Genomic DNA, 24,368 nt, shown 5'->3' with positions numbered 1-24,368 from the left:
AATAGCAGAAAAGAGAGGGACTAGGCGACGCCCGGCTCCTGCGAGCGGCTATACAGCATTTTGTAGACGGTTGCCGCTGCGGCCACGAGAGCAGGCACGCTGAGGATCATCAAAATACTGTCCGCCTGCCACTGCATGGAAAGAAGCTGGGCGCTGGTCATGGTGCCCGCCACGCCGCCGAAGCGGCCGATCCCCTGCATCCAGGCGATACCCGTCGCGCGGCACTCGGTAGGGTAAAAGGTGGCGGCCAGGGTCTGCATCCCCGACTGCGCGCCGTTCATCGCGATCCCCATCAGGAAGATTAACCCGCCAAACAGGGCGATATGATTATGCTCAATGCCGAGTAAAAGAATCAGGCCCATCGTCAGCACGAAACCACACGCGACCACCTTGTGCGCTTCCCAGCGGTCCATCATCCAGCCCGCGAGCAGAATGCCAGCGGTGCCGCCGAAGGTGAACAGCGAGGTGAGCCAGGCGGATTCCGCCAGCGCATACCCCATCCCCTGCATCAGCGTTGGCATCCAGCTCAGCAGGACGTAATAAATCACCAGTCCCATAAAGTAGGTGACCCACAGCATCAGGGTGCCGGGCAGCCAGGGCATGGAAAACAGCTGCGACACGCTGCCTTTTTTCGACGCGACCTTCTCCTCCGCCAGGAAAAAGCCCGTGACGCTATCCAGCGTGCTGCGGGCGAACCGGCTGGCGATGCGGCGAACCTGCGCGACGTCTTTTCCGCGCTGCACCAGAAACTTCACCGACTCCGGCAACAGCAGCGCCAGCAGCACCGTTAAAATCAGCGGCGCAATCGCGCCGGTCAGCAGCACGCTTCGCCAGCCATGGTGAGGGATAAGCCAGGACGAGATCGCCCCGCCGCCCGCCGCACCCAGCGGAAAGCCGCAGTACATGGTGTTAATTGCCATGGCGCGGCAGCGCTGGGGGGCAAACTCTGAGATCAGCGTGATGGCGTTAGGCATCGCGGCGCCCAGCCCGAGACCGGTCAGAAATCGCCACAGCGTCAGGGTATTCAGACTTTGCGCCCAGGCCGTGCCCAGGCTCGCCAGGCCGAAGAACAGGCATGAAAAGACCAGTACGCGCTTGCGTCCCATACGGTCCGATACCGGACCTGCAATAAGAGCTCCCAGCGACAGCCCCAGTAGCGCCGCACTCAACACCGGCCCCAGATCCTGTTTATGTATTCCCCACTCCGCCGACAGCGTAGGCGCAATGTAACCCATCGCTGCGGTATCGAAACCATCGATCGCCAGCACCAGAAAGCCCAGCACAATAAGAAGCCAGTGAAACCCTGAAAAAGGACTCTCATCGATCACCTGCTGAATATCCACCCGACCTGAATACGTCATACGTTCCCCTCCGATGTGATGTTGTTTTTGTGTTCTTGTATTTGCTTGTCTATACAATTGCGGAGGGCAGGCTGTGTCAAATTTTCTTATCCAGAATGTTACGCAGGTGTTATTTTCGACAAAAAAGCGCCCAAGGGGGAAGTCGGGCGCGGAAGAAGGGGAGGCTAACCGGGGGAGATTAGGCCGCGTTTCCCTGAGAAAGGGGGGCCAGCGCCGCAGGCAGCTTACTGAGCTCCTGCACCAGAGAGTCTTTGCTGATTTCACCGATTGTTTTCGCACCGGTAAGGGTCATCGCCACCTTCATCTCTTTCTCGATCAGGTTCAGCAGATTCGCCACGCCCGCCTGGCCGCTGGTGGCCAGCGCGTACAGGTAAGCACGGCCCAGCAGCACACTGTCTGCGCCCAGGGCAATCATGCGTACCACGTCCAGCCCGTTACGGATGCCGCTGTCGGCCAGAATCGCAATATCGCCTTTCACCGCATCGGCAATGGCTGGCAGGGCGCGGGCGGAGGAGAGCACCCCGTCAAGCTGGCGGCCACCATGGTTAGAGACCACGATCCCATCGGCACCAAAACGCACCGCGTCGCGCGCATCTTCCGGATCGAGGATCCCTTTGATCACCATCGGGCCGTCCCAGAATTCGCGGATCCACTCCAGGTCTTTCCAGGAGATGGATGGATCGAAGTTGTTCGCCAGCCAGCCGATGTAATCTTCCAGCCCGGTCGGTTTACCCAGGTAGGCCGAAATATTGCCCAGATCGTGCGGACGGCCATTCACGCCGACATCCCACGCCCACTGCGGGTGCGTCACCGCCTGCCAGTAGCGGCGCATCGCGGCGTTCGGACCGCTCATGCCGGAGTGCGCATCACGGTAGCGGGCGCCGGGCGTGGGCATATCGACGGTAAAGACCAGCGTTGAGCAGCCTGCCGCTTTGGCGCGCTCCAGCGCGTTACGCATAAAGCCGCGATCGCGCAGGACGTACAGCTGGAACCACATCGGGCGCTTGATGGTCGGGGCGACCTCTTCAATCGGGCAGACGGACACGGTGGAAAGGGTAAACGGAATGCCTTTGGCATCTGCGGCGGCGGCGGCCTGCACTTCGCCCCGGCGGGCATACATGCCGCATAAGCCGACGGGCGCAAGCGCCACCGGCATGGAGAGCGTCTCGTTAAACAGCTTCGTCTCAAGGCTCAGGTCAGACATATTCTTCAGCACGCGCTGGCGCAGGGCCACTTCCGACAGGTCCTCCACGTTGCGGCGCAGGGTATATTCGGCGTACGCCCCGCCGTCAATGTAGTGGAACAGGAATGGCGGCAAAATGCGCTGTGCCGCGGCGCGATAGTCACTGGCTGCGGAAATAATCATGCTTTGTTCTCCCTGGAAATATCACTCTCGCCAGGCAGACGGGTAATACGCGCCTGTCGGGCCTGATCTTCATCGAATCGTTTAATGGTGGTATGCACGAAGCCGAGATGCGCCATCATCGCCTTGCGCGCGGCCTCGGCATCACCGGCCAGAATGGCGTTGAGCACCGCCTCGTGCTGTTCGGTCAGTTGGGCAAATACCGGCGGCACCAGATACATGCGCTGGCGGCTCTGCTTCACGGAGGATTGCAGCAGGTCGAAGAACCCGCGCATGGTTTGCAGCAGAACCACGTTGTGCGAGGCCTCGGCAATCGCGAGGTGAAAACGCACGTCCGCCTGGGAGGCGATGTCCGGGTCGCTGCTTTGCGTGGCCTCAAAGCAGGCTTTGAGCTTCTCTTTGTCGGCCTCGGTTGCCCGCATCGCCGCGTGCCACGCGGTGCTGGTTTCGATGGCGTGACGCGCTTCGAGGATGTCAAAGCTGTAGTCCGGGTCGTTTTCCATCAGCGTTTTAAGCGGCTGCACGATGTTTTGTTCGGACCAGTCGTCATGCTGCCAGCGCACGAAGGTGCCGCCGCCTCGACGGCTCAGCAGCACCCCTTCGCTGACCAGCGTCGCCAGCGCCTCGCGCAGTGAATTGCGCGACACGCCAAGCTGGGCGGCAAGCTGACGCTCGGCGGGCAATCTCATGCCCGCTTCCAGCTGTTGTTCTTCTATCAGCGCCCGTACGCGAGTGGCAATCTCGTCGGACAGACGTCTGGGCATCACTATCATGGAATCATCCAGGTTAAGACATAGGCCTGCAATGTGGTGATCACGCCCACCATGCAGGTAAATATCAGGCTGTGTTTAACGGTAAAGCGGAACAGATCCGACTCTTTGCCTACCAGCCCCACCGCGGCACAGGCAATGGCGATGGACTGCGGTGAGATCATCTTCCCGGTCACGCCGCCGGTGGTGTTCGCGGCGACCAGCAGCACGTCCGAGACGCCAATCTGCTGCGCGGCTGTGGCCTGTAGGGCGGCAAACAGGGCGTTAGATGACGTATCTGAACCGGTCAGGAACACCCCCAGCCAGCCGAGGAACGGCGAGAAGAAGGTAAACGCGTGGCCGGTATGCGCCAGCGCTAACGCCAGCGTCGACGACAGGCCGGAGTAGTTCGAAATAAACGCGAACGCCAGCACCATGCCGATGGAGTAAATCGGCAGCATCAGCTCTTTAATCGTCGCCGCAAAGGTCTGCACCGCGGCGGCAGGCTTCATGCGCAGCCACACTACGGAAAGGATAGCGGCAAACAGGATGGCCGTGCCGGTGGCTGAGAACCAGTCGAACTTAAACACTGCCGCATACGGCGTGGCGTCGTGTACCACCGGCGGCATACGGGCGACCATCTTGTCGAGGAACGGCACGGAGATATTAATCACCATGTCGTACAGCGCGCCGCCCGGGGCGAACAGGGCCTTAAACGGCGGAATGCTCCACAGCGTCACGGTGGCGGTCAGGAACAGGAACGGTGACCACGCGCGCACAATCTGTCCGGCGGTATAGCCGGTGCGCGCCAGCGTCTGATCCACGTGCGATGCGCCCATGTCAGCAAAGCGGAAGATACGTACCGGCTGCCAGCGTTTCAGGAACAGCGTCAGACAGACCAGCGACACCAGGGAAGAGATGATGTCCGGCAGTTCCGGGCCGAGGAAGTTGGAGCTGAGATACTGGGCAATGGCGAACGAACCGCCCGCTACCATCACCGCAGGCCAGGTCTCCTTCACGCCGCGCCAGCCGTCCATAATCGCCATGATCCAGAACAGCACGATAATGGTCAGGAACGGCAGCTGGCGGCCCACCATCTGGCCGATCTCGAAGCTGTCCAGCCCGGTCACCTGGCCCGCCACCAGAATAGGAATGCCCATCGCGCCAAACGCCACCGGGGCGGTATTCACAATCAGGCACAGGCCAGCGGCATACAGCGGGTTAAAGCCCAGACCGACCAGCAGGGCGGCGGTGATGGCCACCGGTGCGCCGAATCCTGCCGCCCCTTCCAGAAATGCTCCGAAGGAGAAGCCGACGATCAGCATCTGCAAACGCTGGTCCGGCGTGATGGAGAGAATCGACGAGCGAATAATGTCGAACTGCCCGGTTTTGACCGAGATTTTGTAGACAAAGACGGCGGCGATGATGATCCACGCAATCGGCCACAGTCCGTAGAAGAAGCCATAGACGACGGAGGCCAGCGCGCGATCGACCGGCATTTTGTAGAAGAACAACGCCACCATCAGGGCGATGGCAACGGTATACGTCGCGGCGAGGTAGCCCTTCAGCTTGAGCTTAATCAGCGCAAAGAAGAAAAACAGGATCGGTAGCGATGCGATCAGGCTCGACAGCCAGATATTTCCGGCCGGATCGTAGTTTTGTTGCCAGAGGCTCATGCAGGTCTCCTGAGGACCACACAGGTGTTCGTCGGGTGAGTCTCTGCTCATCTCTGCGTCACACTTAGTGTAAAAGTGGTCCTTCCAATATTGTGATGTAGGGTTAATGACAACAAATGGTTAACCAAGTGTTGCTATTCAGCAATTGTTTTGTGAAGTGGAGCATCGAAATTGTGAACGATGGATAGCTTTGTGCGTGATTGGTAGGACCAAACCCGCAAAATCAAATCACCGTGTGCGTTGGGAGCGGTGGTCAGGTGGAGAGCCTTACATTCGCCTTTTAAGCAGATACGGCGCGTAAAAGAGGTTATATAAAAAGGAGAGGTGATAATGTTTCGTGAATTTAATGAGGTTTGTTTGTTTTATTTGTGTTTTTGAGAAGCTGTATATGTGTGAGCAGAGTGATATATTTCCTATAAATAAAAATTTTTTTTGGTTAAAAATGCGAAATCTAAGCTGTAGCAAAAAATTTTAATTAAGGTAAATTTCACATATAGATTTTAACAGTGTATTACAAACGATCAATTGATGATCGATAAAGAAATATCCTGTTCAAGTGTTGTTTTTCAGGATAAAGGGTAAGAATTTTGCGCTGAACAGACATTTTTTGGCTAATAATATTCTGAAATAAATTGATCAAACAATGATCAGTTGACTCTCTTGTAATTTAGTTGCGGTATTAAAAGCAGATTAATAATTATTATGGCAATCGAAAGGGGTTAAATTTGTTAGTTGAGTGTTAATTTCTGAGTGTTTACAGACGCGGCATATTGCTTTTCAATGCGTAGACGTTAAAAGGCATTTGATTTACTATTTATTCAGAAGCAACGTAACAGAAGATTTTAAATTTATTACTAACCACAACGTATTCAGTGTTATTTTCGGCCAGAAGTCATTCCTCAGTTGAAGGATATCTGTGTATGGCCTTCTGAAAATATACGGATTATCACCATGGGATGGACCCTGCTTTATTCTATAAGGTCGCGTCACCCATTCTGCTAAAAACCTTTCGGTGGCGTTTTTAAATCCTTATAGCGGTTATTGTACCTGGTACAACAAGTCTATATCTGTTTAATTTACAGAGGGGAAAGTGTTCCAAATGAAAATCAAAAATGTGGCGCTGGCGATTGCCGCGGCGGGGCTGCTGTTATCTTCTCAATCAGTACTGGCAAGCAGTGATTCTGGCGTTAATGCTTCTCTGGATACCGGTGCGGGTTCGCAAAGTACGGGCGGGGTGATCAATTTTACCGGGAAGATTACCCTTATTTCCTGTGATATTACTCCGGCCTCTAAAAACAAAACGGTAGACCTTGGGGCGTGGGCAAAAAGCTACTTTGACGATCACAACGAAACGACGCCGCGCGAGTTCAAAATCAACGTGGAAAACTGCCCGGAGACGGTTGAATCGGTTGCGGTACTGTTTGACGGAACCAAAGATACGGTGAATGACACACTGCTTCAGGTTACGCCGGGTGAAGGTATGGCGACGGGTGTCGGCGTGAAGCTTTATAACAGCGATCGCAGCACCGCGATTAAACCGGGTACGGTATCTGAAACAACCGCACCGGATGATCAAGGCAATGCTGAATTAACTTTCTATGCCGCACTTGACAAAGATGGCACGGAAATCAACGCCGGCGATGTTAACGCCGTATCCAACTTCCTGATGGTTTATAACTGATTTCACTGTCAGCCACCTCCAGAGATAATAATGATGAAACGTTTATCGTATATTATGCTCACTGCATTAATGGTTAGTTCTGCGTCAGTTTCCGCTGGCGTTGTAATGGGGGGAACACGGATCGTATACCCGCAAAACAGCAAGGAGGTGGCATTTTCTGTTTCTAATATGGAAAGTGCGGTTCCCTATCTTATTCAGTCGTGGGTTGAAGGCGATGGGCCGGATAAAAATAACGCTGCGCCATTTATTGTCACACCACCTCTGTTCAGACTTGATCCGGAGCAGACCAACACGCTGCGTATTCAATATACCGGCGCTCCGCTGCCCACAGATCGTGAATCTGTATTCTGGCTCGATATTAAAGCGATAGCGCCAAAGCCAAAAGAGAGCAGCAACGAATTACAGGTAAACGTCAAATCGAAATTTAAAATCTTCTACCGCCCGGATAACCTGAAAGGGGACGCCGCCACGGCCTGGCAGAAAATAACGTTTTCGCGAACGGGAAAAGGGCTTAAGGCCGCTAACCCGACGCCATACTACGTCTCTTTTTATCGTCTGACCGTTGGCGGGCATAAAATTGAGCAGCCGGGCATGATCGGTCCAGGGGAAACCCGGGAATGGCCTGTGTCCGCCTCCGGGGGCGTAAGCTGGTCGGCTATTAATGATTTTGGTGCCATCACCGCCACCCACACCCAGCCTCTTTAAGACCATGCCTTTTCGCCTGTTTCGTTACGCGCCGCTTTCGGTGTTGCTGCTTAGCTTCAGCCGCACGGGGATGGCCGAGGATTACTTTGATCCCGCCGCGCTGGAGCTTTCCTCTACTGAACAGAAAACGGCGGATCTGCACTATTTCTCTGAAAAGGGCGGGCAGATGCCAGGCACCTGGCTCGTGACGCTGGAGATTAACGGACGCGAGGAGCGGCATCAGGAGATCACCTTCGTCAATGAGAAAGGCAGCCTGCAACCCGTTTTTAGCGTATCGCTGCTGGAAGCGCTTGGCGTAAATGTAGGGGCCATTCCTGCATTCTCCCGGTTGCAGGAGGGAGAAACGTTCACGCACCTCGAGGATTTTATTCCGGCAGCGCGAACTTCTTATGATTTCAACCAGCAGCGTCTCTTTCTCAGCCTGCCGCAGGCGGCAATGAAACACCGCAGCCGTGGCTACGTGCCGCAGTCGCAGTGGGACGATGGTATCCCGGCGGCATTTACTGATTACAGTCTGTCGGGCGGTCAGGCCCGTCATCAGAGCGGGGTCACGACATCCAGCTATCTGAGCCTGCGTAACGGCATCAATCTGGGGGCGTGGCGGCTGCGTAACACCTCGGCCTGGAGCTACAGCGACGCGGGCGGCGACCATTTTCAGTCGCAAAGTAGCTGGCTGACCCGGGATATTCGCCGTCTTAACAGCCAGCTACGGATCGGCGATGCCTGGACCGCAGGCGACGTCTTCGATAGCGTGGCGTTTCGCGGGGTACAGCTCTCATCAAGCGAAAGCATGTTGCCCGACAGCCAGCGCGGCTTCGCACCAACCATCCGCGGCGTCGCACACAGCTTCGCTAAAGTCTCCGTTTCGCAAAATGGCTATGTGATCTATGAAACCTGGGTGGCCGCCGGGCCATTTATCATTAACGATCTGTTCCCGGGCGCACAAAGTGGCGATCTACAGGTTACGGTCACGGAAAGTGACGGCTCAACGCGCGTCTTTACCCAGCCCTATTCTGCGGTGCCGTTTATGCGACGCCAGGGCAGCCTGAAATACAGTCTCAATGCAGGACGATTTCACTCCGGCTCCGGTGATGCGCGTTCGCCCGAATTTGTTGAAGGCGCTTTCTTCTACGGTCTGCTCTCCAGGATGACGGTGTATGGCGGCTTTCGTACGGCGAGCAACTATCAGGCCGGTGCAATTGGCGTAGGCAGAGGGTTTGGCGCATTTGGCTCGCTGGGTATTGATGATACGCTGGCAAAAAGCCGTTTACCCGACGGCAAAAGCGCGATGGGGCAGGCGTGGCGCATTCAGTACCAGAAAGATTTCAGCGCTACCGGCACCGCCTTCAACCTGGCGAGCTATCGCTATGCCTCGCGCAATTACTACGAATTTAGTGAACTGAATCAGTCTGACAGCCAACAGCTGCAACTCAATAATCGCCGTAGCCGCTCGCAGGTCACTTTTTCACAGACGCTGGGTCAGTTCGGCAGCCTCAGCGTCTCGGCATGGATGCAGGATTACTGGCATACGTCCGGGCAGGATAAAACCATCCACATTGGCTGGTACACCAGCTGGCGGGGTATTTCCTGGGGCGCGGGGTATGACTACACCGACTCAGCGCTTGAGCAGTATCCCGATCGCACCGTGTCGTTTAACGTCAATGTTCCGCTTGGCAACTGGCTGCCGGGCAGTTCGGTCAGTTACTACGCCAACCACAACAATCGTGGGATGACCACGCAGCAGGTGTCACTCAACGGCAGCGCGCTGGCGAACCGCAACCTGAATTACAGCGTTCAGCAGAGTAAGACCAGTGAGGGAGAGGCCGACAGCACCAGCCTGGCGCTGCAATACAACGGTGGCTACGGCAACGTCAGCCTCGGTTATGACCACAGCCGAAACGGTAGCAACGCGAGTCTTGGACTCGCCGGAGGCGTTATCGCCACGCAGTATGGCGTCACGCTTAGCCAGCCGCTGGGCGATACCGTCGCCCTGCTGCGCGTGCCCGGCGCGGCGAACGTTGAGCCGGAGGGCTACAACGGGATCCATACCGACAGCCGCGGCTATGCGGTCATGCCAACGCTCTCGGCGTATCGCAAAAATACCGTCAGCCTTGATACGGCGACGCTGGGTGAGAACGTCGACATTGAGCAAAGCGGTCTGACGCTCATTCCCACCAGCGGCGCGGTGGTGCTGGCCAATTACACAACCCACATTGGTTATCGCGTTCTGTTTTCCCTGCGCTACAACGGCGAACCGTTGCCGTTTGGCGCGCAGGCTGAAGTGGTGGAGCAGAACCGCCATTCTGCAAACCGAAGCATGGTCGCTGACGGCGGTCAGGCCTACCTGAGCGGGGTACCAGAGCGCGGCACCCTGCGCGTCACCTGGTATGAAAACGGGGAGCAGCAGCAATGCCAGACACCTTTCAGACTGGGGAAAGCTCATATGGCCCCCGGTATCGCCACGCTGTCCGTTGAGTGCCATTAGAGGAATATCATGCGTCGTTTTATTCACTGGTTTTTCTATCTGAGCCTTCTTTCGCTTTTTGGCATGCTGAGTTTTCATGCCCATGCTCAGACTTCACCTTGCCGCACCACGCGCGATCAGTGGGTCGTTCAGGTGCCTTATGCCATTGGGTATGCGCCCGGCACGGCTGACTGGACGCCGATATCTGCGCCGATACAGTCTACCGGGGCAGATTTCTACAGCTGTGATGGCGGGAATGATGCCTGGCGTAGTATCGGCTTTGTCGACGTGGATAACCCCGTCGGCACCGTGGTGGGTGAAGACGGTGCGTCGCGGCACGTCTACAAAACCCAGATTGACGGCATCGGCTACGCGCTCGGGTTTCGCGAGCAGCAGTACTGCGGCGCCGATGTGATACGTTATATTGACGGCACAAGTCAGGTGAATGGCAATGAGTCCCGGCGCATTTGCGACGCATCGCAAAACCCCGCCTTTGCCAGCGCCTCAACGTACAAAATGCAGTTCTGGGTGGTGTTTTACAAAATCCCGACGACCAGCGCCATGCCTGACGATAACGCCAATTCCCAGGAGCAAAATGTCGGCTCGCTGATATTGCAGGCGGGAGAAAATCAAGCCAGCGCCACCAACGTGGCGACACCGGTACAGATCCATCTCGCCAGCTTCACCGTCAGGCGTACCAGCTGCTCAGTGGGCTCTCGCAGCATTCTTGTTCCCATGGGGAGCGTGAGCCAGCGTGAATTTCACGGCATCGGCTCCCGCGCCGGAGGCGGACGCTTCAGCATTCCGGTGACCTGTGAAAATAACACGGCGGTTAAGATGGGTTTCTTTGGCGATACCACGCCAGGCAACGATCGGGCGCTGGCGTTGACGAAGCAGGAGGATAGCGCCAGCGGTGTCGGGATCGAACTGCTTTACGGTGACAATACCGGTTCGGTTCAGGGGCAGGTGGTATCGTGGAACACCCCGCAGGTGTCAGCGCTTGGCCAGGTGGGGGATAACCAGACGCAGACCTTCTGGTTTGATGCGCATTACATTCAGACGGAAGAGAACGTAACGGCGGGAAAAGCAGATGCGATGGCCACGTTTAACCTGATTTACAACTGAGTTTCCCCTGCGCAGCGGCAGGGGAGAGCGATCAGAACGCGGTCTTACTAAAACCCGTCATCTCTTTCAGGCCCATTTCGCGGCCAAGCTCAGTCATCGGGTGCACCACCACCAGGCCACGGACGCTTTTCTTCAGCTTGCCCATGTCGGCCTGCTCTTTTTTGGTGATCGCGCGGCGATGCGGCATGTTCATCAGCTTCTGCGCCTCTTTACTCAGCTTCTGGCCTTTCACATCGCGCAGGCGCTCAATTTCCGCCTCCAGCTTCACGGACTCTTTTTCCAGCTCGGCATATTTCTCGGCGGAATCAACAAGGGAGAGGCCAGCCATCTGATGGCGGATCAGATCCAGACGGTCGCTCAGGCGTTTAATTTCGTTCTTTTCGACTTCTTTCATGACAAATAACTCTGAAAACGGGGAATTTACAGGGAAGGATACACCAATGTGTGCGGGCTTACTTCTGAAACGCTTTTTTTAAGCTGATTTTAGAAATCAGCTCAGTCAGGGAAAGCACCATGGTGGAGCGGACAACTTGTTGATAACGCAGCTTTTGCATCATGTACAGCTCAGGGTCGCTGTCATCAAAATGAGGTGCGGGAGGGAGCGCGGCTACGCAGTGCAGTTCGCCGAAGGGCCCGAGTATCTCATCATCGGTGAAGGTGTACTCATTGCCGTCATGATTGAGCTCTTCGCGCAGCGCCATTAACAGCTCGGCGTCTTCATACTCCTGACGGTTGAGCACGCCAAGCCCGTAGATCAGCTTCAGCCGTACCGATAAATCGCCCAGCGGTCCGTCTCCGTCCAGTAACGGTTCTACAGCATACTTTACCGCGTAGTCGTCTTTGCGAAACACCTGAAGCACCAGAATGTTCACCGCCTCGGTTAACAGCTCGACGGCGGCGATCAGGAAACTTCGTACGGTTTTGCCAGCATTCAGACGCTCAAGCACACGATTTTCAAAGGCCTGGGTTTGTTCCATTATTGCCTGCATATCTGACAATCTGTTATTCGGGCGCAGGCTAACCTGCGCCGGACTCTGCATCATTTGGTTGCGTTGTATGCGCTGACCGCCTCCGCAACCACGTCACTGTTGGCATCCAGACCGGAAATCTGCGCCAGCGCAGCCTGTGCGCCTTTGTCATCAATCAGCTGAGCCAGCTCAATCGCCTGCGGGTCCTGCTCGCTGCGGTAGTGCATTGCGGCAGCAATCCCTTTCACCAGGTTAGCGTGCGGCAGACCGTATTCCAGCGTGCCCAGCAGCGGTTTAATCAGGCGGTCGCCCGCGCTCAGTTTACGCAGCGGCTGACGACCCACGCGCTCAACGTCATCTTTCAGATACGGGTTTTCAAAACGACCGAGGATTTTCTGGATGTATGCTGCGTGTTTATCAGCATCAAAACCGTAGCGTTTGATCAGCACCGCGCCGCTCTCTTCCATTGCCCCTTTTACCACCGCACGGATGTTCTCATCGAGGATCGCGTCACGAATCGTCTGATGACCGGCCAATTTCCCGAGGTACGCGGTTATAGCATGCCCGGTGTTCAGCGTGAAGAGTTTACGTTCGACAAATGCCATCAGATTATCGGTTAATTCCATTCCCGGAATGGTCGGCAGCGCGCCTTTAAACTGAGTTTTATCAACGATCCACTCGCTGAAGGTTTCCACCGTCACTTCCAGCGGGTCGTTGGTGGCGGATTCTGATGGCGGAACGATGCGGTCAACGGCGGAATCCACAAAACCAACGTGCGCTTCAACCCAGGCTTTATCTTCATCAGCCACAGCGGCCAGAACGTGGCCTTTCAGCTGCGTGGTGCCGCGCACCATGTTTTCACAGGCGATGATGTTCAGCGGCGTTTCAACGCCTTGTGCTTTACGCTTCGCCAGGCCTTTCGCGACCGCCGGGGCGATACGCTCAAGCACCACCGGACCCACGGCTGTGGTGACCAGATCAACGCTCGCGATGAGGTCAATCACGTCGTCGCCAATGCTGCTTACCGCGTTGACGCCAGAGACCGTTTCAACCTGTTCGTTTTCACCCACCACGTGAACCTGATAGCTATGACGCGCATTCAGGGCATCCAGAACCACCTGATTCACATCGGCGAATGTCAGGGTAATGCCCGCGTCTGCCAGCAGTTTACCGATAAAGCCACGACCGATATTACCTGCGCCAAAATGTAATGCTTTCATAGTGTTAACCTTCATCAATGTTTTTACCCGAGAGGGCTGGGGTGAGGAACGTTTTCCCCTCACCCTAGCCCTCTCCCCGGGGGGGAGAGGGAAGAGGCGCTGTTACTTGTTAAGCAGAGCCAGAACTTCTTCAACGCTGGTGGTATTGGCCAGACGCTCAATAACCGTTTCGTCATCCAGCGCGTTGGTCAGGCTGGTAATCACCTGGATATGCTCGTTATTGCGAGCGGCGATACCAATCACCAGACGGGCGATGTCGTCCTCTTCTTCACCGAAGCGCACGCCGTCAGGATACTGACAGAACACCACGCCGGTTTTCAGCACGCGGTCTTTGGCTTCCACCGTACCGTGTGGAACCGCGATGGATTCACCCAGGTAGGTTGGGGTCAGCTTTTCACGCTCCAGCATCGCCTCAACGTATTCCGGCTGAACGTAGCCGCCTTTCACCAGCTGCTCACCGGCGAAGCGAATGGCCTCTTCTTTATTGGTCGCCGTGCGGCCAAGGAAGATGTTTTCTGCGCCCAGTTTGAACAGATGCGCGTTGCTCTCGTCGAAGCTGTCTTGCAGGCTGGTGCGCACTTTCACTTCGTTATCTTCATGGCGCTGGGCCGCAACCAGACGTTCTGTCAGGCTGGTGTACAAGCCGCTGTCGAGGAAGTTTGTCAGGGAAATGTGCTGCGCCTGCGGCACCTGACGCATAGCGCGCTCGGTCAGATCGCGGTGCGTGATCACCAGGTCAACGTCCGGCGGCAGGTTGTTAATCGCGCTGTTGGTCACGGAGATGTTGGTCAGACCCGCATCCTGCACTTTCTTACGCAGCACGCCCGCACCCATTGCGCTGGAACCCATACCGGCATCACAGGCCACGATAATTTTACGCACATGGCTCAGGTCGTTAGAGACATCACCCGCCGCCAGCGGCGTTGCGCCTTTGGATTCGGCTTTCATGTCATGCATACGACGGGTTGCCGCTTCGATATCGTCGTCTTCTTTCACCTTGCTGGTTTTCAGCAGGATAGCGGAGACCACGAAGGAGACGGCCATGGCCGCACAGATCGCCGCGATGTTCGCGAAGTAGGCGCCTTTCGGGGTCATCGCCAGCACCGCCAGAATAGAGCCTGGAGAAGCAGGAGACACCAGACCACCGCCCAGTACGCTCAGGGTGAACACGCCGGTCATACCGCCAAGGATAACGGCCAGGATCAGACGTGGGTTCATCAGCACATACGGGAAGTAAATTTCGTGAATACCGCCCAGGAAGTGAATGATAGCCGCGCCGCCAGCAGACTGTTTCGCGCTGCCGCGACCAAAGAACATGTACGCCAGCAGAACGCCCATACCAGGACCCGGGTTCGCTTCAATCAGGAAGAAGATGGACTTGCCGAGATCGTGTGACTGCTGGATACCCAGCGGTGAGAAGATACCGTGGTTGATGGCGTTGTTCAGGAACAGGATTTTCGCCGGTTCAACGAAGATAGACGCCAGCGGCAGCATGTCGTGCGCCACCATGAAGTTAACGCCCGCCGCCAGCAGCTTGGAGAGCACTTCAACCGCAGGGCCAATGCCGAGGAACGCCAGAATCGCGAGGATCATCCCGATGATGCCCGCGGAGAAGTTGTTCACCAGCATTTCGAAGCCGGATTTGATCTTGCCATCAACCCAGACGTCAAATTTCTTGATCGCCCAGCCGCCCAGAGGACCGGCAATCATCGCACCGAGGAACATCGGCATATCCGCACCGACAATCACCCCCATGGTTGTGATGGCACCCACGACACCACCACGGTCACCGCCCACCAGACGACCACCGGTATAACCGATGAGCAGCGGCAGCAGGTACGTAATCATTGGGCCAACAAGTTTCGCCAGCGTTTCGTTAGGCAACCACCCTGTCGGAATAAATAATGCGGTGATAATACCCCACGCGATAAACGCGCCGATATTTGGCATCACCATGTTGCTGAGGAAACGACCAAAGCTTTGCACTTTGATCTTGAAATCGGATGACATAAAACACCCCTTCTTATGTTTACGCTTAGGCTTGTGGCCCGAGGTTTATCGTTAATGTGCGGCGGCAGAGGTAGCCGGGCCCTGTTCTGATGCTGTGAAATCTGGCACTGAATCGTTCAACTGTCCAGACAGCGGAATTTTGTGTGATCTGAATCACATGAATGTAGGGGGTGAGGATATTAATGAAGTGATCGCGATCACATAATGGGTGTGTAAAAAAAATACATTGCTCAGAATTACGCCAAAATGAGGGCTATTTTGTGATTAATATCACAATGTTAAGTTGGCTGTTTGTTTCCAGATTGTGATTTGATTCACAAAATATTTTTATGCAGATTTCTCCCGTATCCCCTCACGGCAGGAATGCGATACGTACACCTGCCTTTTTTCACGGCTTGATCCATACTGACCTCTTTATGGGCATTAAGGATAAGCAATGAAACTCATCGGCAGTTATACCAGTCCTTTCGTGCGTAAGATTTCGATTCTCCTGCTGGAGAAAGGGATTGAATTTGAATTCGTAAATGAACAACCGTACCACGCAGAGAACGGCGTTGCGCAGTACAACCCGCTGGGGAAAGTCCCGGCGCTGGTAACGGACGAGGGCGACTACTGGTTTGATTCCCCGATCATTGCGGAGTACATCGAGCTGCTTGGCGTTGCGCCAGCCATGCTGCCGGCGGATCCAAAAGCGGCGCTGGCGATGAAGCAAATTGAAGCCCTGGCGGATGGCATTATGGATGCGGCATTAACGTCCGTACGCGAGCAGGCAAGGCCCGCCGCCCAGCAGTCAGAAAATGAGCTGCTGCGCCAGCGCGAAAAAATCAGCCGCAGCCTGGATATGTGCGAACAGCTGATCCGCGACGGGAAAATTCAGAGCGATAGCCTGAATCTGGCGACGATCGCCATCGCCTGCGCCATTGGCTACCTTAATTTCCGCCGCGTCTCGCCGGGCTGGTGCGTGGATCGTCCGCTGCTGGTCAAACTGGCGGAGACGCTCTTCCAGCGCGAAAGTTTCGCCCGGACTGAACCACCAAAGGCTTGATGCGGGTTATAACACTTCCTGGCGGGAGGCGGTACAATCCCCCCACATGTTAACTCCCTCTCCCGTCGGGAGGGGGGAAGATATTTACTCGCCAGGCGCATTCATGACTACTCATCATTCCCTCTACAGCCAGATCCCCGCTACCGATCGTCTGCTTCGTGATCCGCGCATCACTGCGGTGCTGGAGCAGTTTGGCCATACTGCAACGGTCGACATGCTACGCCAGCTTCAGGACGATGCGCGTCGCCATATTCAGGCTGAAAACGCGCTACCCGGCTGGTGCGAGGCATGGGCGCAGGAAGTTGAACGCAGGCTGAGCAAGCACGGGCAGAGCGCGTTGCGCCCGGTTATTAACCTGACGGGCACGGTTCTGCACACCAATCTGGGCCGGGCACAGCAGGCAGAAGAAGCAATAGAGGCCGTCACCCGGGCCATGCGCTCGCCGGTGACGCTGGAGTACGATCTGGACGGCGCCGGGCGCGGGCATCGCGATCGCGCACTGGCGGATCTTCTCTGCCAGATCACCGGCGCGGAAGATGCCTGCATTGTGAATAACAACGCGGCGGCGGTGCTGTTAATGCTGGCGGCCACCGCGAGCGGAAAAGAGGTTGTCGTCTCTCGCGGCGAGCTGGTGGAGATCGGCGGGGCGTTTCGTATTCCGGATGTCATGCGCCAGGCGGGCTGCACGCTGCATGAAGTGGGCACAACCAACCGTACCCATGCAAAAGATTATCGCGCTGCGGTGAATGAAAACACCGCCCTGCTGATGAAAGTGCATACCAGTAATTACCACATTGAGGGGTTCACCAAAACGGTGGAAGAGGCCGAACTGGCCGCCATCGGGCGCGAGCTAAACGTGCCGGTGATTGCCGATCTCGGCAGCGGGTCGCTGGTGGATATGCGCCAGTACGGTCTGCCGAAAGAGCCAATGGTGCAGGAAATGGTTGCTGCGGGCGTAAGCCTGGTCAGTTTCTCCGGCGATAAACTGCTGGGCGGGCCGCAGGCGGGGATTATCGTCGGCAAGCGCGAGCTGATTGCGCAGCTACAGCAGCACCCACTGAAGCGTGCCCTGCGTGCCGATAAAATGACGCTGGCCGCGCTGGAAGCCACGCTGCGGCTCTATCTCCACCCGGAGAAACTGGCTGACCGCCTGCCCACGTTGCGTTTGCTGAGCCGTGATGAAGCCTCTGTTCGCGCGCGGGCGGAAGCGCTACTGCCGCAGATTGCTCCTCATTACCCTGAGTTTGAAGTTCGTATCGAGCCTTGCCTGTCGCAAATTGGCAGCGGCTCGCTGCCCGTGGACAGGTTACCGAGCGAAGCGCTGACGTTCACCCCGCGCGACGGACGCGGAAGCCAGCTTGAGGCGCTGTCGGCGCGCTGGCGTGCATTACCGACGCCAGTGATTGGCCGGATCGGTGATGGTCGTATGTGGCTGGATTTACGCTGCCTGGAAGATGAAGGGCGGTTTCTGGAGATGATGTTGAAATGATTATTGCCACCGCCGGTCACGTTGACCACGGCAAAACCACGTTATTGCAGGCCATTACGGGCGTGAATGCCGATCGCCTGCCGGAAGAGAAAAAGCGCGGCATGACCATTGACCTGGGTTACGCCTACTGGCCACAGCCCGACGGTCGCGTGCTGGGCTTTATCGACGTGCCCGGCCACGAGAAGTTTCTTTCCAATATGCTCGCGGGCGTGGGCGGGATCGATCACGCTCTGCTGGTTGTCGCGTGCGATGACGGGGTGATGGCGCAAACGCGCGAGCATCTGGCGATCCTGCAACTGACGGGAAACCCGCAGTTGACCGTCGCCCTCACCAAAGCGGACCGTGTGGATGAGGTGCGTATCAACGAGGTGCGTGAAGAGGTGCTGGCGGCGCTGAGTGAATATGGTTTTAAGGATGCCGCTCTGTTTGTCACCGTGGCGACAGAAGGCCGCGGTATCGACGCTCTTCGCGACCATTTGCAGCAGATCCCGTCTCGTGAGCATGCCAGCCATCACCGCTTCCGTCTGGCGATCGACAGGGCGTTTACCGTGAAAGGGGCTGGGCTGGTGGTGACCGGTACCGCGCTGAGTGGCGAAGTTAACGTGGGCGATACCCTGTGGCTGACGGGCGTGAACAAACCCATGCGCGTGCGCGTGCTTCACGCGCAAAACCAGCCGGTGGAACAGGCCCACGCCGGGCAGCGTATCGCCCTGAATATTGCTGGTGATGCCGAAAAAGACCAGCTTAACCGCGGCGACTGGCTGCTGGCCGACGCGCCGCCGGAGCCTTCTGAACGGATTATCGTTTCTCTACAGACCCACACGCCGCTGACCCAGTGGCAGCCGCTGCATATCCATCACGCGGCCAGCCACATCACCGGACGCGTGTCGCTGCTGGAAAACGATCTCGCCGAACTGGTGTTCGACTCCCCGCTCTGGCTGGCGGATAACGACCGCCTGGTTCTGCGCGACATCTCCGCGCGCGAAACCCTGGCGGGCGCCCGCGTGGTGATGCTGAATCCGCCCCGTCGCGGCAAGCGTAAGCCCGAGTATTTAGCGTGGCTGGCCTCGCTGGCCCAGGCCCGTGACGACAAGTCTGCGTTAGATATCCACCTTGAGCGTGGTGCGGTGGATCTGGCTGCGTTCGCCTGGGCGCGCCAGCTCAGCGGTGAAGGATTGCGTCTTCTGACGCAGGAGCCGGGTTTTATTCAGGCTGGCAACAGCCTGCTGAACGCGCCGGTGGCGGCGCGCTGGCAGCGTAAAGTGCTGAGCACGCTGGCGACCTACCATGAACAGCATCAGGATGAGCCAGGCCCGGGCCGTGAACGTCTGCGGCGCATGGCGTTGCCCATGGAAGACGACGCACTGGTGCTGTTGCTGATTGAAAACATGCGTGAAAGCGGCGTGATTGCAAGTCATCACGGCTGGCTGCACCTGCCGGAACATAAGGCCGGTTTTACCGCTGAGCAGGACGCGGTCTGGCAAAAAGTGGCGGCGCTGTTTGGCGATGAACCCTGGTGGGTGCGCGATCTGGCGCGTGAAACCAATACCGATGAGCAGCTGATGCGTCAGGTACTGCGGCATGCGGCGCAGCAGGGCATGATTGTGGCGATCGTGAAAGATCGTTATTACCGCAACGATCGGATCGTTGCGTTTGCGAACCTGATCCGGGAGCTGGATCAGGCGCGCGGATCAACCTGCGCCGCAGACTTCCGCGATCGGCTGAACGTAGGACGCAAACTGGCGATTCAGATCCTGGAGTATTTCAACCGCATCGGGTTTACGCGTCGTCGTGGCAATGACCATGTGCTACGCGACGCGCAGTTATTTCCGTAAGCGTTAAGCGCTGCGCGCCTGCTTCTGCTTAGCCAGCCAGACCGCGCCCAGCCTTCCCGCCTGGTTACCCAGCTCGCAGGGAAGGATGGGCACCCGGAGCGCTTCCCACTCCTCGAATCGCTGTAAATATTTATCCAGCAGGAGATAGATTTTCTCCTGCTCACTAATGCCGCCGCCAATCAGCACCGCCTGCGGATCAAACATAGAGATCACGCTGTAAATACCGCGCGACAGACAATGCGCCCACGCTTCAATGGCCTCGCGCAGATGTACGTCGCTGTCCATGCGTTTAAACAGCTCCTCACCATCAGGCATCTCATCTTCCGACACGGCCAGCGCGCGGCGGCAGGCTTTCATCAGGCCACTGGCGGACGCCACTTCATGCATCGGTTCGCCCTCATTGCCTACGGGCAGCACGCCAAACTCACCCGCCCGGTAGTGCGACCCGCGGTAGAGATCGCCCTCCATGACGATACCGCCGCCGATGCCGGTGCCGATGGTGATGCAAACGAAATGCTCATAGTCCTTGCCCGCGCCCTGCCAGCGCTCGCCCAGCGCCGCGCAATTGGCATCGTTTTCGATTGTCACGGGGAGATCGGTCAGCTGTGCGAACAGTTCGCACAGGTTTTCGCCGTCAAGATAGTCCAGCGCCCCGGCTTTGGCCGCTTCGCCAGTATGGTGATTGATATGTCCTGGAAAACTCACGCCAATACTGGCGATCTCGTGCTCCTGGCAGTATTTATCCACTACCGTTTTCCACTTCTCTTTGAAGGTGCTTTCATCGTCCGGCGTATCATATTCATCGGATGTCAGTTCTTCGCCGTTTTCATTAATTACGCCGTGTTTGATGTGGGTTCCACCCACGTCAAAGCCGATAAATAGCTGCATTGCATCATTCCTCATGAGCCCTTGAGCTATTAAGTATGGCTGCGGCGGCAGAAACGAAACGTAAAGTACGGTAATCCGTGATGCGGCTCGTAAACCCGCTACCCGCTGGCGAGAAAATCACCAGCCGGAACTACCCTTGTTGTACAACAACAGCAAGGAGACGGTCATGACAAACAATCCTCCCTCATCGCGTATCCAGCCTGGCGAGTATGGTTTTCCCCTTAAGCTGAAGCCCCGCTATGACAACTTTATCGGCGGCGACTGGGTGGCGCCCGTCGACGGTGAATACTATTCCAACCTGACGCCCGTTACCGGCCAGCCGCTGTGTGAAATTGCCAGTTCGGGCAAGCGGGATATCGATTTAGCGCTGGATGCGGCGCATAAGGCGAAAGATAAGTGGGGGCAAATGTCCGTTCAGGACAGAGCGGCCATTTTGTTCAAAATCGCCGATCGGATGGAGCAGAATCTGGAGCTGCTGGCGACCGCAGAAACGTGGGACAACGGCAAGCCGATCCGCGAAACCATGGCGGCGGACGTGCCGCTGGCGATCGACCATTTCCGCTATTTTGCGTCCTGCATTCGTGCCCAGGAGGGGGGAATAAGTGAAGTTGACAAAGATACCGTGGCGTATCACTTCCACGAGCCGCTCGGCGTGGTGGGGCAAATTATTCCGTGGAACTTCCCGCTGCTGATGGCGAGCTGGAAAATGGCGCCCGCGCTGGCGGCGGGTAACTGCGTGGTGCTGAAACCTGCACGCTTAACGCCGCTTTCGGTACTGCTGCTGATGGAGGTGATTGGCGACCTGTTGCCGCCGGGGGTCATTAACGTGGTCAACGGGGCCGGGGGAGAGATCGGCGAATATCTGGCTACTTCAAAGCGTATTGCTAAAGTGGCGTTTACCGGCTCAACGGAAGTGGGTCAGCAGATCATGCAGTACGCGACCCAGAACATCATTCCGGTCACCCTGGAGCTGGGCGGGAAATCGCCGAACATCTTCTTTGCCGACGTGATGGATGAAGAGGACGCCTTCTTCGACAAAGCGCTGGAAGGGTTTGCGCTGTTCGCGTTCAACCAGGGTGAAGTCTGCACCTGTCCGAGCCGCGCGCTGGTGCAGGAATCCATTTATGAGCGCTTTATGGAGCGGGCGATCCGGCGCGTGGAGTCGATTCGCAGCGGTAATCCGCTGGATAACGTCACCCAGATGGGAGCGCAGGTATCGCATGGCCAGCTGGAAACCATCCTCAACTATATTGATATCGGTAAAAAAGAGGGGGCCGATGTGTTGACCGGCGGTCGTCGTAAGGTGCTGGGCGGCGATTTGCAGGAGGGTTACTACCTTGAGCCGACCATCCTGTTCGGTAAGAACAACATGCGCGTTTTCCAGGAGGAAATTTTTGGACCGGTGCTGGCCGTCACCACGTTTAAAACCATGGACGAGGCGCTGGAGCTCGCTAACGACACGCAGTATGGCCTGGGGGCGGGCGTCTGGAGCCGTAACGGTAACCTTGCCTATAAAATGGGCCGCGGCATTCAGGCCGGACGCGTATGGACAAACTGCTATCACGCCTATCCGGCTCATGCGGCGTTTGGCGGCTACAAACAGTCGGGCATCGGGCGCGAAACCCATAAGATGATGCTGGAGCACTACCAGCAAACGAAATGTCTGTTAGTCAGCTACTCCGATAAACCGCTGGGGCTGTTTTAATCTCCCGGCTCAGGCCGTCCCGGGCGGCCTGAGCCGGGTTAAAGCCGGGTGGCGGCTTCGCCTTACCCGGCCTACTTTTTACTCCCTCTCCCGTGGGAGAGGGTTGGGGTGAGGGCAACAGGCCGCAGTTATTCAGCCTTCATCCACCCATATCCGCATTTCCCCTTCTCCCCGGTTTGCCCAGCTGAACCATGGAATAAAGGTCAGCGTCTGGGGCTGACGTTCTACCGGCGAGTGGTCGTACTGCCACAGGGCATCAGTGTCCTTCGCCTGACACCCGATCCCTTCCGCCTGTATCAGCATCTTGTGCGCGAAAATGCCTTTGCCTTCAAATACCCGAAACGCGCTGTCTTGCGGCAAAGAAAGGTTATGCAGATTTGCGCCGTTATCGGCTTCTTCCAGGCAGTAAACCAGCGGCCCACGCTGCAATGCGACTTTCCCCGCCTGCTGGCGCACCTGCGGGTTGCCGTACACGCGGCGGACCGGCATCGGTAACGTCAGCGTCAGCGTGTCGCCTTCCTGCCAGCTGCGGTTGAGGTATAAGTATCCACGGGAGACCTCGCCTGTAATGGCTTGACCATTGAGCGAAACAGCCGGTTCCGCACACCAGTCCGGCAGCCTCAGGGCCAGCGTGTGAGTCACCGGAACTGGTGAGGTTATCTCGATTTTCACCTGCTCATGCCACGGATAGTTTCCGCTAATACGCAGCTGGAGGGTGTTTTCCCCCACCGGAATGGCGACATCGTTTCCCACGTACAGGTTGATCAACAGCGCGTCCGGGCGAACGGTATAAATATAGTGCCCCAGCGAGGTCAGCACGCGCGCAATATTCGGCGGGCAACAGGCGCAGCCGAACCAGCGCTGGCGCACCGGTTTAACGTGGTCATAGATATGGTTAAAGGCCAGTGTTTTCGGGTGCACTTCCAGCGGATTCACATAAAAGAAATGCTTACCGTCCAGCGCCATGCCACCCAGCACCGTGTTGTATAGTGCGCGCTCCATCACGTCGGCGTAGTGGCCGTCCGCCTCCATCTCCAGCATCCGGCGGGCAAACATCATCAGGCCGATGGAGGCGCAGCTTTCGGCATAGACCGTATCGTTGGGCAGATCGTAATCGCTGCTGAATGCCTCGCCGCTGCTTTGCGAGCCAATCCCGCCGGTGATGTACAGCTGGCGCTGTGCCATGTTGTTCCACAGCCGCAGGCAATCCTGACGTTTCCCTTCGTCGTTGCTCAGGCGCGCCAGATGCGCCATGCCCGCCATCAGATAGACAAAACGCACGGCGTGGCCGATGGCCGTTTGTTGTTCGGCAAGGGGCTGATGCGCCTGGCTGTAGGCTTTGTCCTTGACCATCCACGCCGGGCCATAGGTGTTCCAGTATGACGTTCTGCCGCGCTTCTCATATTCGATATCGTAAAAGTGAGGCTGTGTGCCGCGTTCCTCAATAAAGTATTTCACCAGATTGAGATAGCGTGGCTCCTGCGTGACGTCGTACAGCCGCATCAGCGCCAGCTCGATTTCCGGGTGGCCCGGATAGCCGTGCAGCTGGTTTTCGCCCGGGCCAAACACGCTGTCGATATGATCCGCCAGCCTGCACACCACGTCCAGCAGGCGGCGCTTTCCGGTTCCCTGGAAATACGCCACGCCCGCTTCAATCATATGTCCGGCGCAGTACAGTTCGTGGCATTCGGCCAGATTGGTCCAGCGCTCGGCCGGTGCTTTCACCGTGAAATAGGTATTGAGATAGCCATCTTCACACTGCGCCGCTGCGACCAGCTCGATCACCTCGTCGGCGGTTTTTTCCAGTTCGGCATCCGGCTTCTGGCACAGCGACCACGCTACGGCTTCGAGCCATTTCGCCACGTCGCTGTCCTGAAAGACCATCCCGTAAAACGCCCCCTGTTCCAGACCGGCCGCGATGCGGAAGTTGGCGATGGCGTGGCTGGGTTCAGCCTCCGCCACGCGATCGTTAAGCGCATCCCACTGGTAGGGGATTACCACATCGCGGACCAGCCGTTGGTACTGACCAAGAAACGGGTCGTTGATTTTCAGCTGATGCAGGTCGGCTTCCATTATGGTCATAT

18 protein-coding genes are annotated in these 24,368 nt (G+C 56.9%); 8 read left to right on the top strand and 10 right to left on the bottom strand.

What is annotated here, in order from left to right:
- Window positions 1-20 precede the first annotated feature (20 nt).
- The 4 genes from ACQG11_RS08390 to lldP form a co-directional block, all read right to left on the bottom strand.
- Window positions 21-1,361, bottom strand: coding sequence for an MFS transporter (locus tag ACQG11_RS08390; protein WP_022649771.1), 1,341 nt, complete (start codon window positions 1,359-1,361; stop codon window positions 21-23).
- Window positions 1,362-1,539: 178 nt separating this feature from the next.
- On the bottom strand, window positions 1,540-2,727 hold the full coding sequence (gene lldD, locus ACQG11_RS08385; RefSeq protein WP_022649770.1) for an FMN-dependent L-lactate dehydrogenase LldD: 1,188 nt from the start codon (window positions 2,725-2,727) through the stop codon (window positions 1,540-1,542).
- Window positions 2,724-3,497 (bottom strand): transcriptional regulator LldR, encoded by a 774-nt coding sequence (gene lldR / locus ACQG11_RS08380; RefSeq protein ID WP_023298877.1) that lies wholly within the window; start codon window positions 3,495-3,497, stop codon window positions 2,724-2,726. Before lldR ends, lldD begins: the two co-directional genes overlap by 4 nt.
- Window positions 3,494-5,149: an L-lactate permease gene (gene lldP / locus ACQG11_RS08375; RefSeq protein WP_022649769.1), complete on the bottom strand. Its 1,656-nt coding sequence runs from the start codon at window positions 5,147-5,149 to the stop codon at window positions 3,494-3,496. The genes lldR and lldP overlap by 4 nt, the downstream gene beginning before the upstream one ends.
- 1,099 nt (window positions 5,150-6,248) lie before the next feature.
- Here lldP and ACQG11_RS08370 point away from each other — a divergent pair.
- From ACQG11_RS08370 to ACQG11_RS08355, 4 genes are read left to right on the top strand one after another with little or no spacing between them, the layout of a single operon-like run.
- The gene (locus ACQG11_RS08370; RefSeq protein WP_032621994.1) at window positions 6,249-6,830 is read left to right on the top strand and encodes a fimbrial protein; all 582 of its coding nucleotides are present in this window, start codon (window positions 6,249-6,251) and stop codon (window positions 6,828-6,830) included.
- Window positions 6,831-6,860: 30 nt separating this feature from the next.
- A complete protein-coding gene (locus tag ACQG11_RS08365; protein WP_022649767.1) occupies window positions 6,861-7,535 on the top strand; it encodes a fimbrial biogenesis chaperone in 675 nt (224 codons plus the stop codon).
- Window positions 7,536-7,539: 4 nt separating this feature from the next.
- Entirely contained in the window at window positions 7,540-10,020 is a 2,481-nt protein-coding gene (locus ACQG11_RS08360; protein WP_426728885.1) for a fimbria/pilus outer membrane usher protein, read from the top strand.
- Between the two features lie 9 nt (window positions 10,021-10,029).
- Window positions 10,030-11,124 carry a fimbrial protein gene (locus ACQG11_RS08355; protein ID WP_426728303.1) on the top strand — a complete coding sequence of 365 codons (1,095 nt, stop codon included), beginning with the start codon at window positions 10,030-10,032 and terminating at the stop codon, window positions 11,122-11,124.
- A gap of 31 nt (window positions 11,125-11,155) precedes the next feature.
- On the opposite strand, the gene ACQG11_RS08350 is transcribed toward ACQG11_RS08355, so the two are convergent.
- From ACQG11_RS08350 to ACQG11_RS08335, 4 genes are all read right to left on the bottom strand, one after another.
- The gene (locus ACQG11_RS08350; RefSeq protein WP_022649764.1) at window positions 11,156-11,518 is read right to left on the bottom strand and encodes a YibL family ribosome-associated protein; all 363 of its coding nucleotides are present in this window, start codon (window positions 11,516-11,518) and stop codon (window positions 11,156-11,158) included.
- Between the two features lie 58 nt (window positions 11,519-11,576).
- The gene (mtlR, locus tag ACQG11_RS08345) at window positions 11,577-12,167 is read right to left on the bottom strand and encodes a mannitol operon repressor MtlR (RefSeq protein ID WP_022649763.1); all 591 of its coding nucleotides are present in this window, start codon (window positions 12,165-12,167) and stop codon (window positions 11,577-11,579) included.
- Window positions 12,164-13,312 carry a mannitol-1-phosphate 5-dehydrogenase gene (mtlD, locus tag ACQG11_RS08340; RefSeq protein ID WP_038416916.1) on the bottom strand — a complete coding sequence of 383 codons (1,149 nt, stop codon included), beginning with the start codon at window positions 13,310-13,312 and terminating at the stop codon, window positions 12,164-12,166. Before mtlD ends, mtlR begins: the two co-directional genes overlap by 4 nt.
- A gap of 102 nt (window positions 13,313-13,414) precedes the next feature.
- On the bottom strand, window positions 13,415-15,322 hold the full coding sequence (locus ACQG11_RS08335) for a PTS mannitol transporter subunit IICBA (protein WP_022649761.1): 1,908 nt from the start codon (window positions 15,320-15,322) through the stop codon (window positions 13,415-13,417).
- 436 nt (window positions 15,323-15,758) lie between these two features.
- Here ACQG11_RS08335 and ACQG11_RS08330 point away from each other — a divergent pair, with 436 nt between their 5' ends.
- The 3 genes from ACQG11_RS08330 (at window position 15,759) to selB (ending at window position 19,691) form a co-directional block, all read left to right on the top strand.
- Window positions 15,759-16,367: a glutathione S-transferase gene (locus ACQG11_RS08330; RefSeq protein WP_046620387.1), complete on the top strand. Its 609-nt coding sequence runs from the start codon at window positions 15,759-15,761 to the stop codon at window positions 16,365-16,367.
- 103 nt (window positions 16,368-16,470) lie between these two features.
- A complete protein-coding gene (gene selA / locus ACQG11_RS08325; RefSeq protein ID WP_426728302.1) occupies window positions 16,471-17,856 on the top strand; it encodes an L-seryl-tRNA(Sec) selenium transferase in 1,386 nt (461 codons plus the stop codon).
- Entirely contained in the window at window positions 17,853-19,691 is a 1,839-nt protein-coding gene (gene selB, locus ACQG11_RS08320) for a selenocysteine-specific translation elongation factor (protein ID WP_063163874.1), read from the top strand. Before selA ends, selB begins: the two co-directional genes overlap by 4 nt.
- A 3-nt stretch (window positions 19,692-19,694) precedes the next feature.
- Here the strand turns inward: selB and ACQG11_RS08315 are convergent, their stop codons facing one another.
- Window positions 19,695-20,579, bottom strand: a complete 885-nt coding sequence (locus ACQG11_RS08315) for an ROK family protein (protein ID WP_022649757.1) — start codon at window positions 20,577-20,579, stop codon at window positions 19,695-19,697.
- A gap of 166 nt (window positions 20,580-20,745) precedes the next feature.
- Between ACQG11_RS08315 and aldB the strand changes: the two genes are divergently transcribed.
- Complete coding sequence (gene aldB, locus ACQG11_RS08310; protein WP_023307168.1) at window positions 20,746-22,284, top strand: aldehyde dehydrogenase AldB; 1,539 nt, start codon at window positions 20,746-20,748, stop codon at window positions 22,282-22,284.
- 132 nt (window positions 22,285-22,416) lie between these two features.
- Here the strand turns inward: aldB and ACQG11_RS08305 are convergent, their stop codons facing one another.
- The gene (locus ACQG11_RS08305) at window positions 22,417-24,366 is read right to left on the bottom strand and encodes a glycoside hydrolase family 127 protein (RefSeq protein ID WP_032626985.1); all 1,950 of its coding nucleotides are present in this window, start codon (window positions 24,364-24,366) and stop codon (window positions 22,417-22,419) included.
- Window positions 24,367-24,368: the final 2 nt, after the last annotated feature.

Origin of the sequence: Enterobacter cloacae complex sp. 372C4 (genome assembly GCF_050030615.1) — a bacterium.
In the GTDB taxonomy this organism is placed as follows: Bacteria; Pseudomonadota; Gammaproteobacteria; order Enterobacterales; family Enterobacteriaceae; genus Enterobacter; species Enterobacter intestinihominis.
The sequence above is the reverse complement of the archived record's forward strand: the minus strand, read 5'-3'. Positions and strand labels throughout refer to the sequence as shown.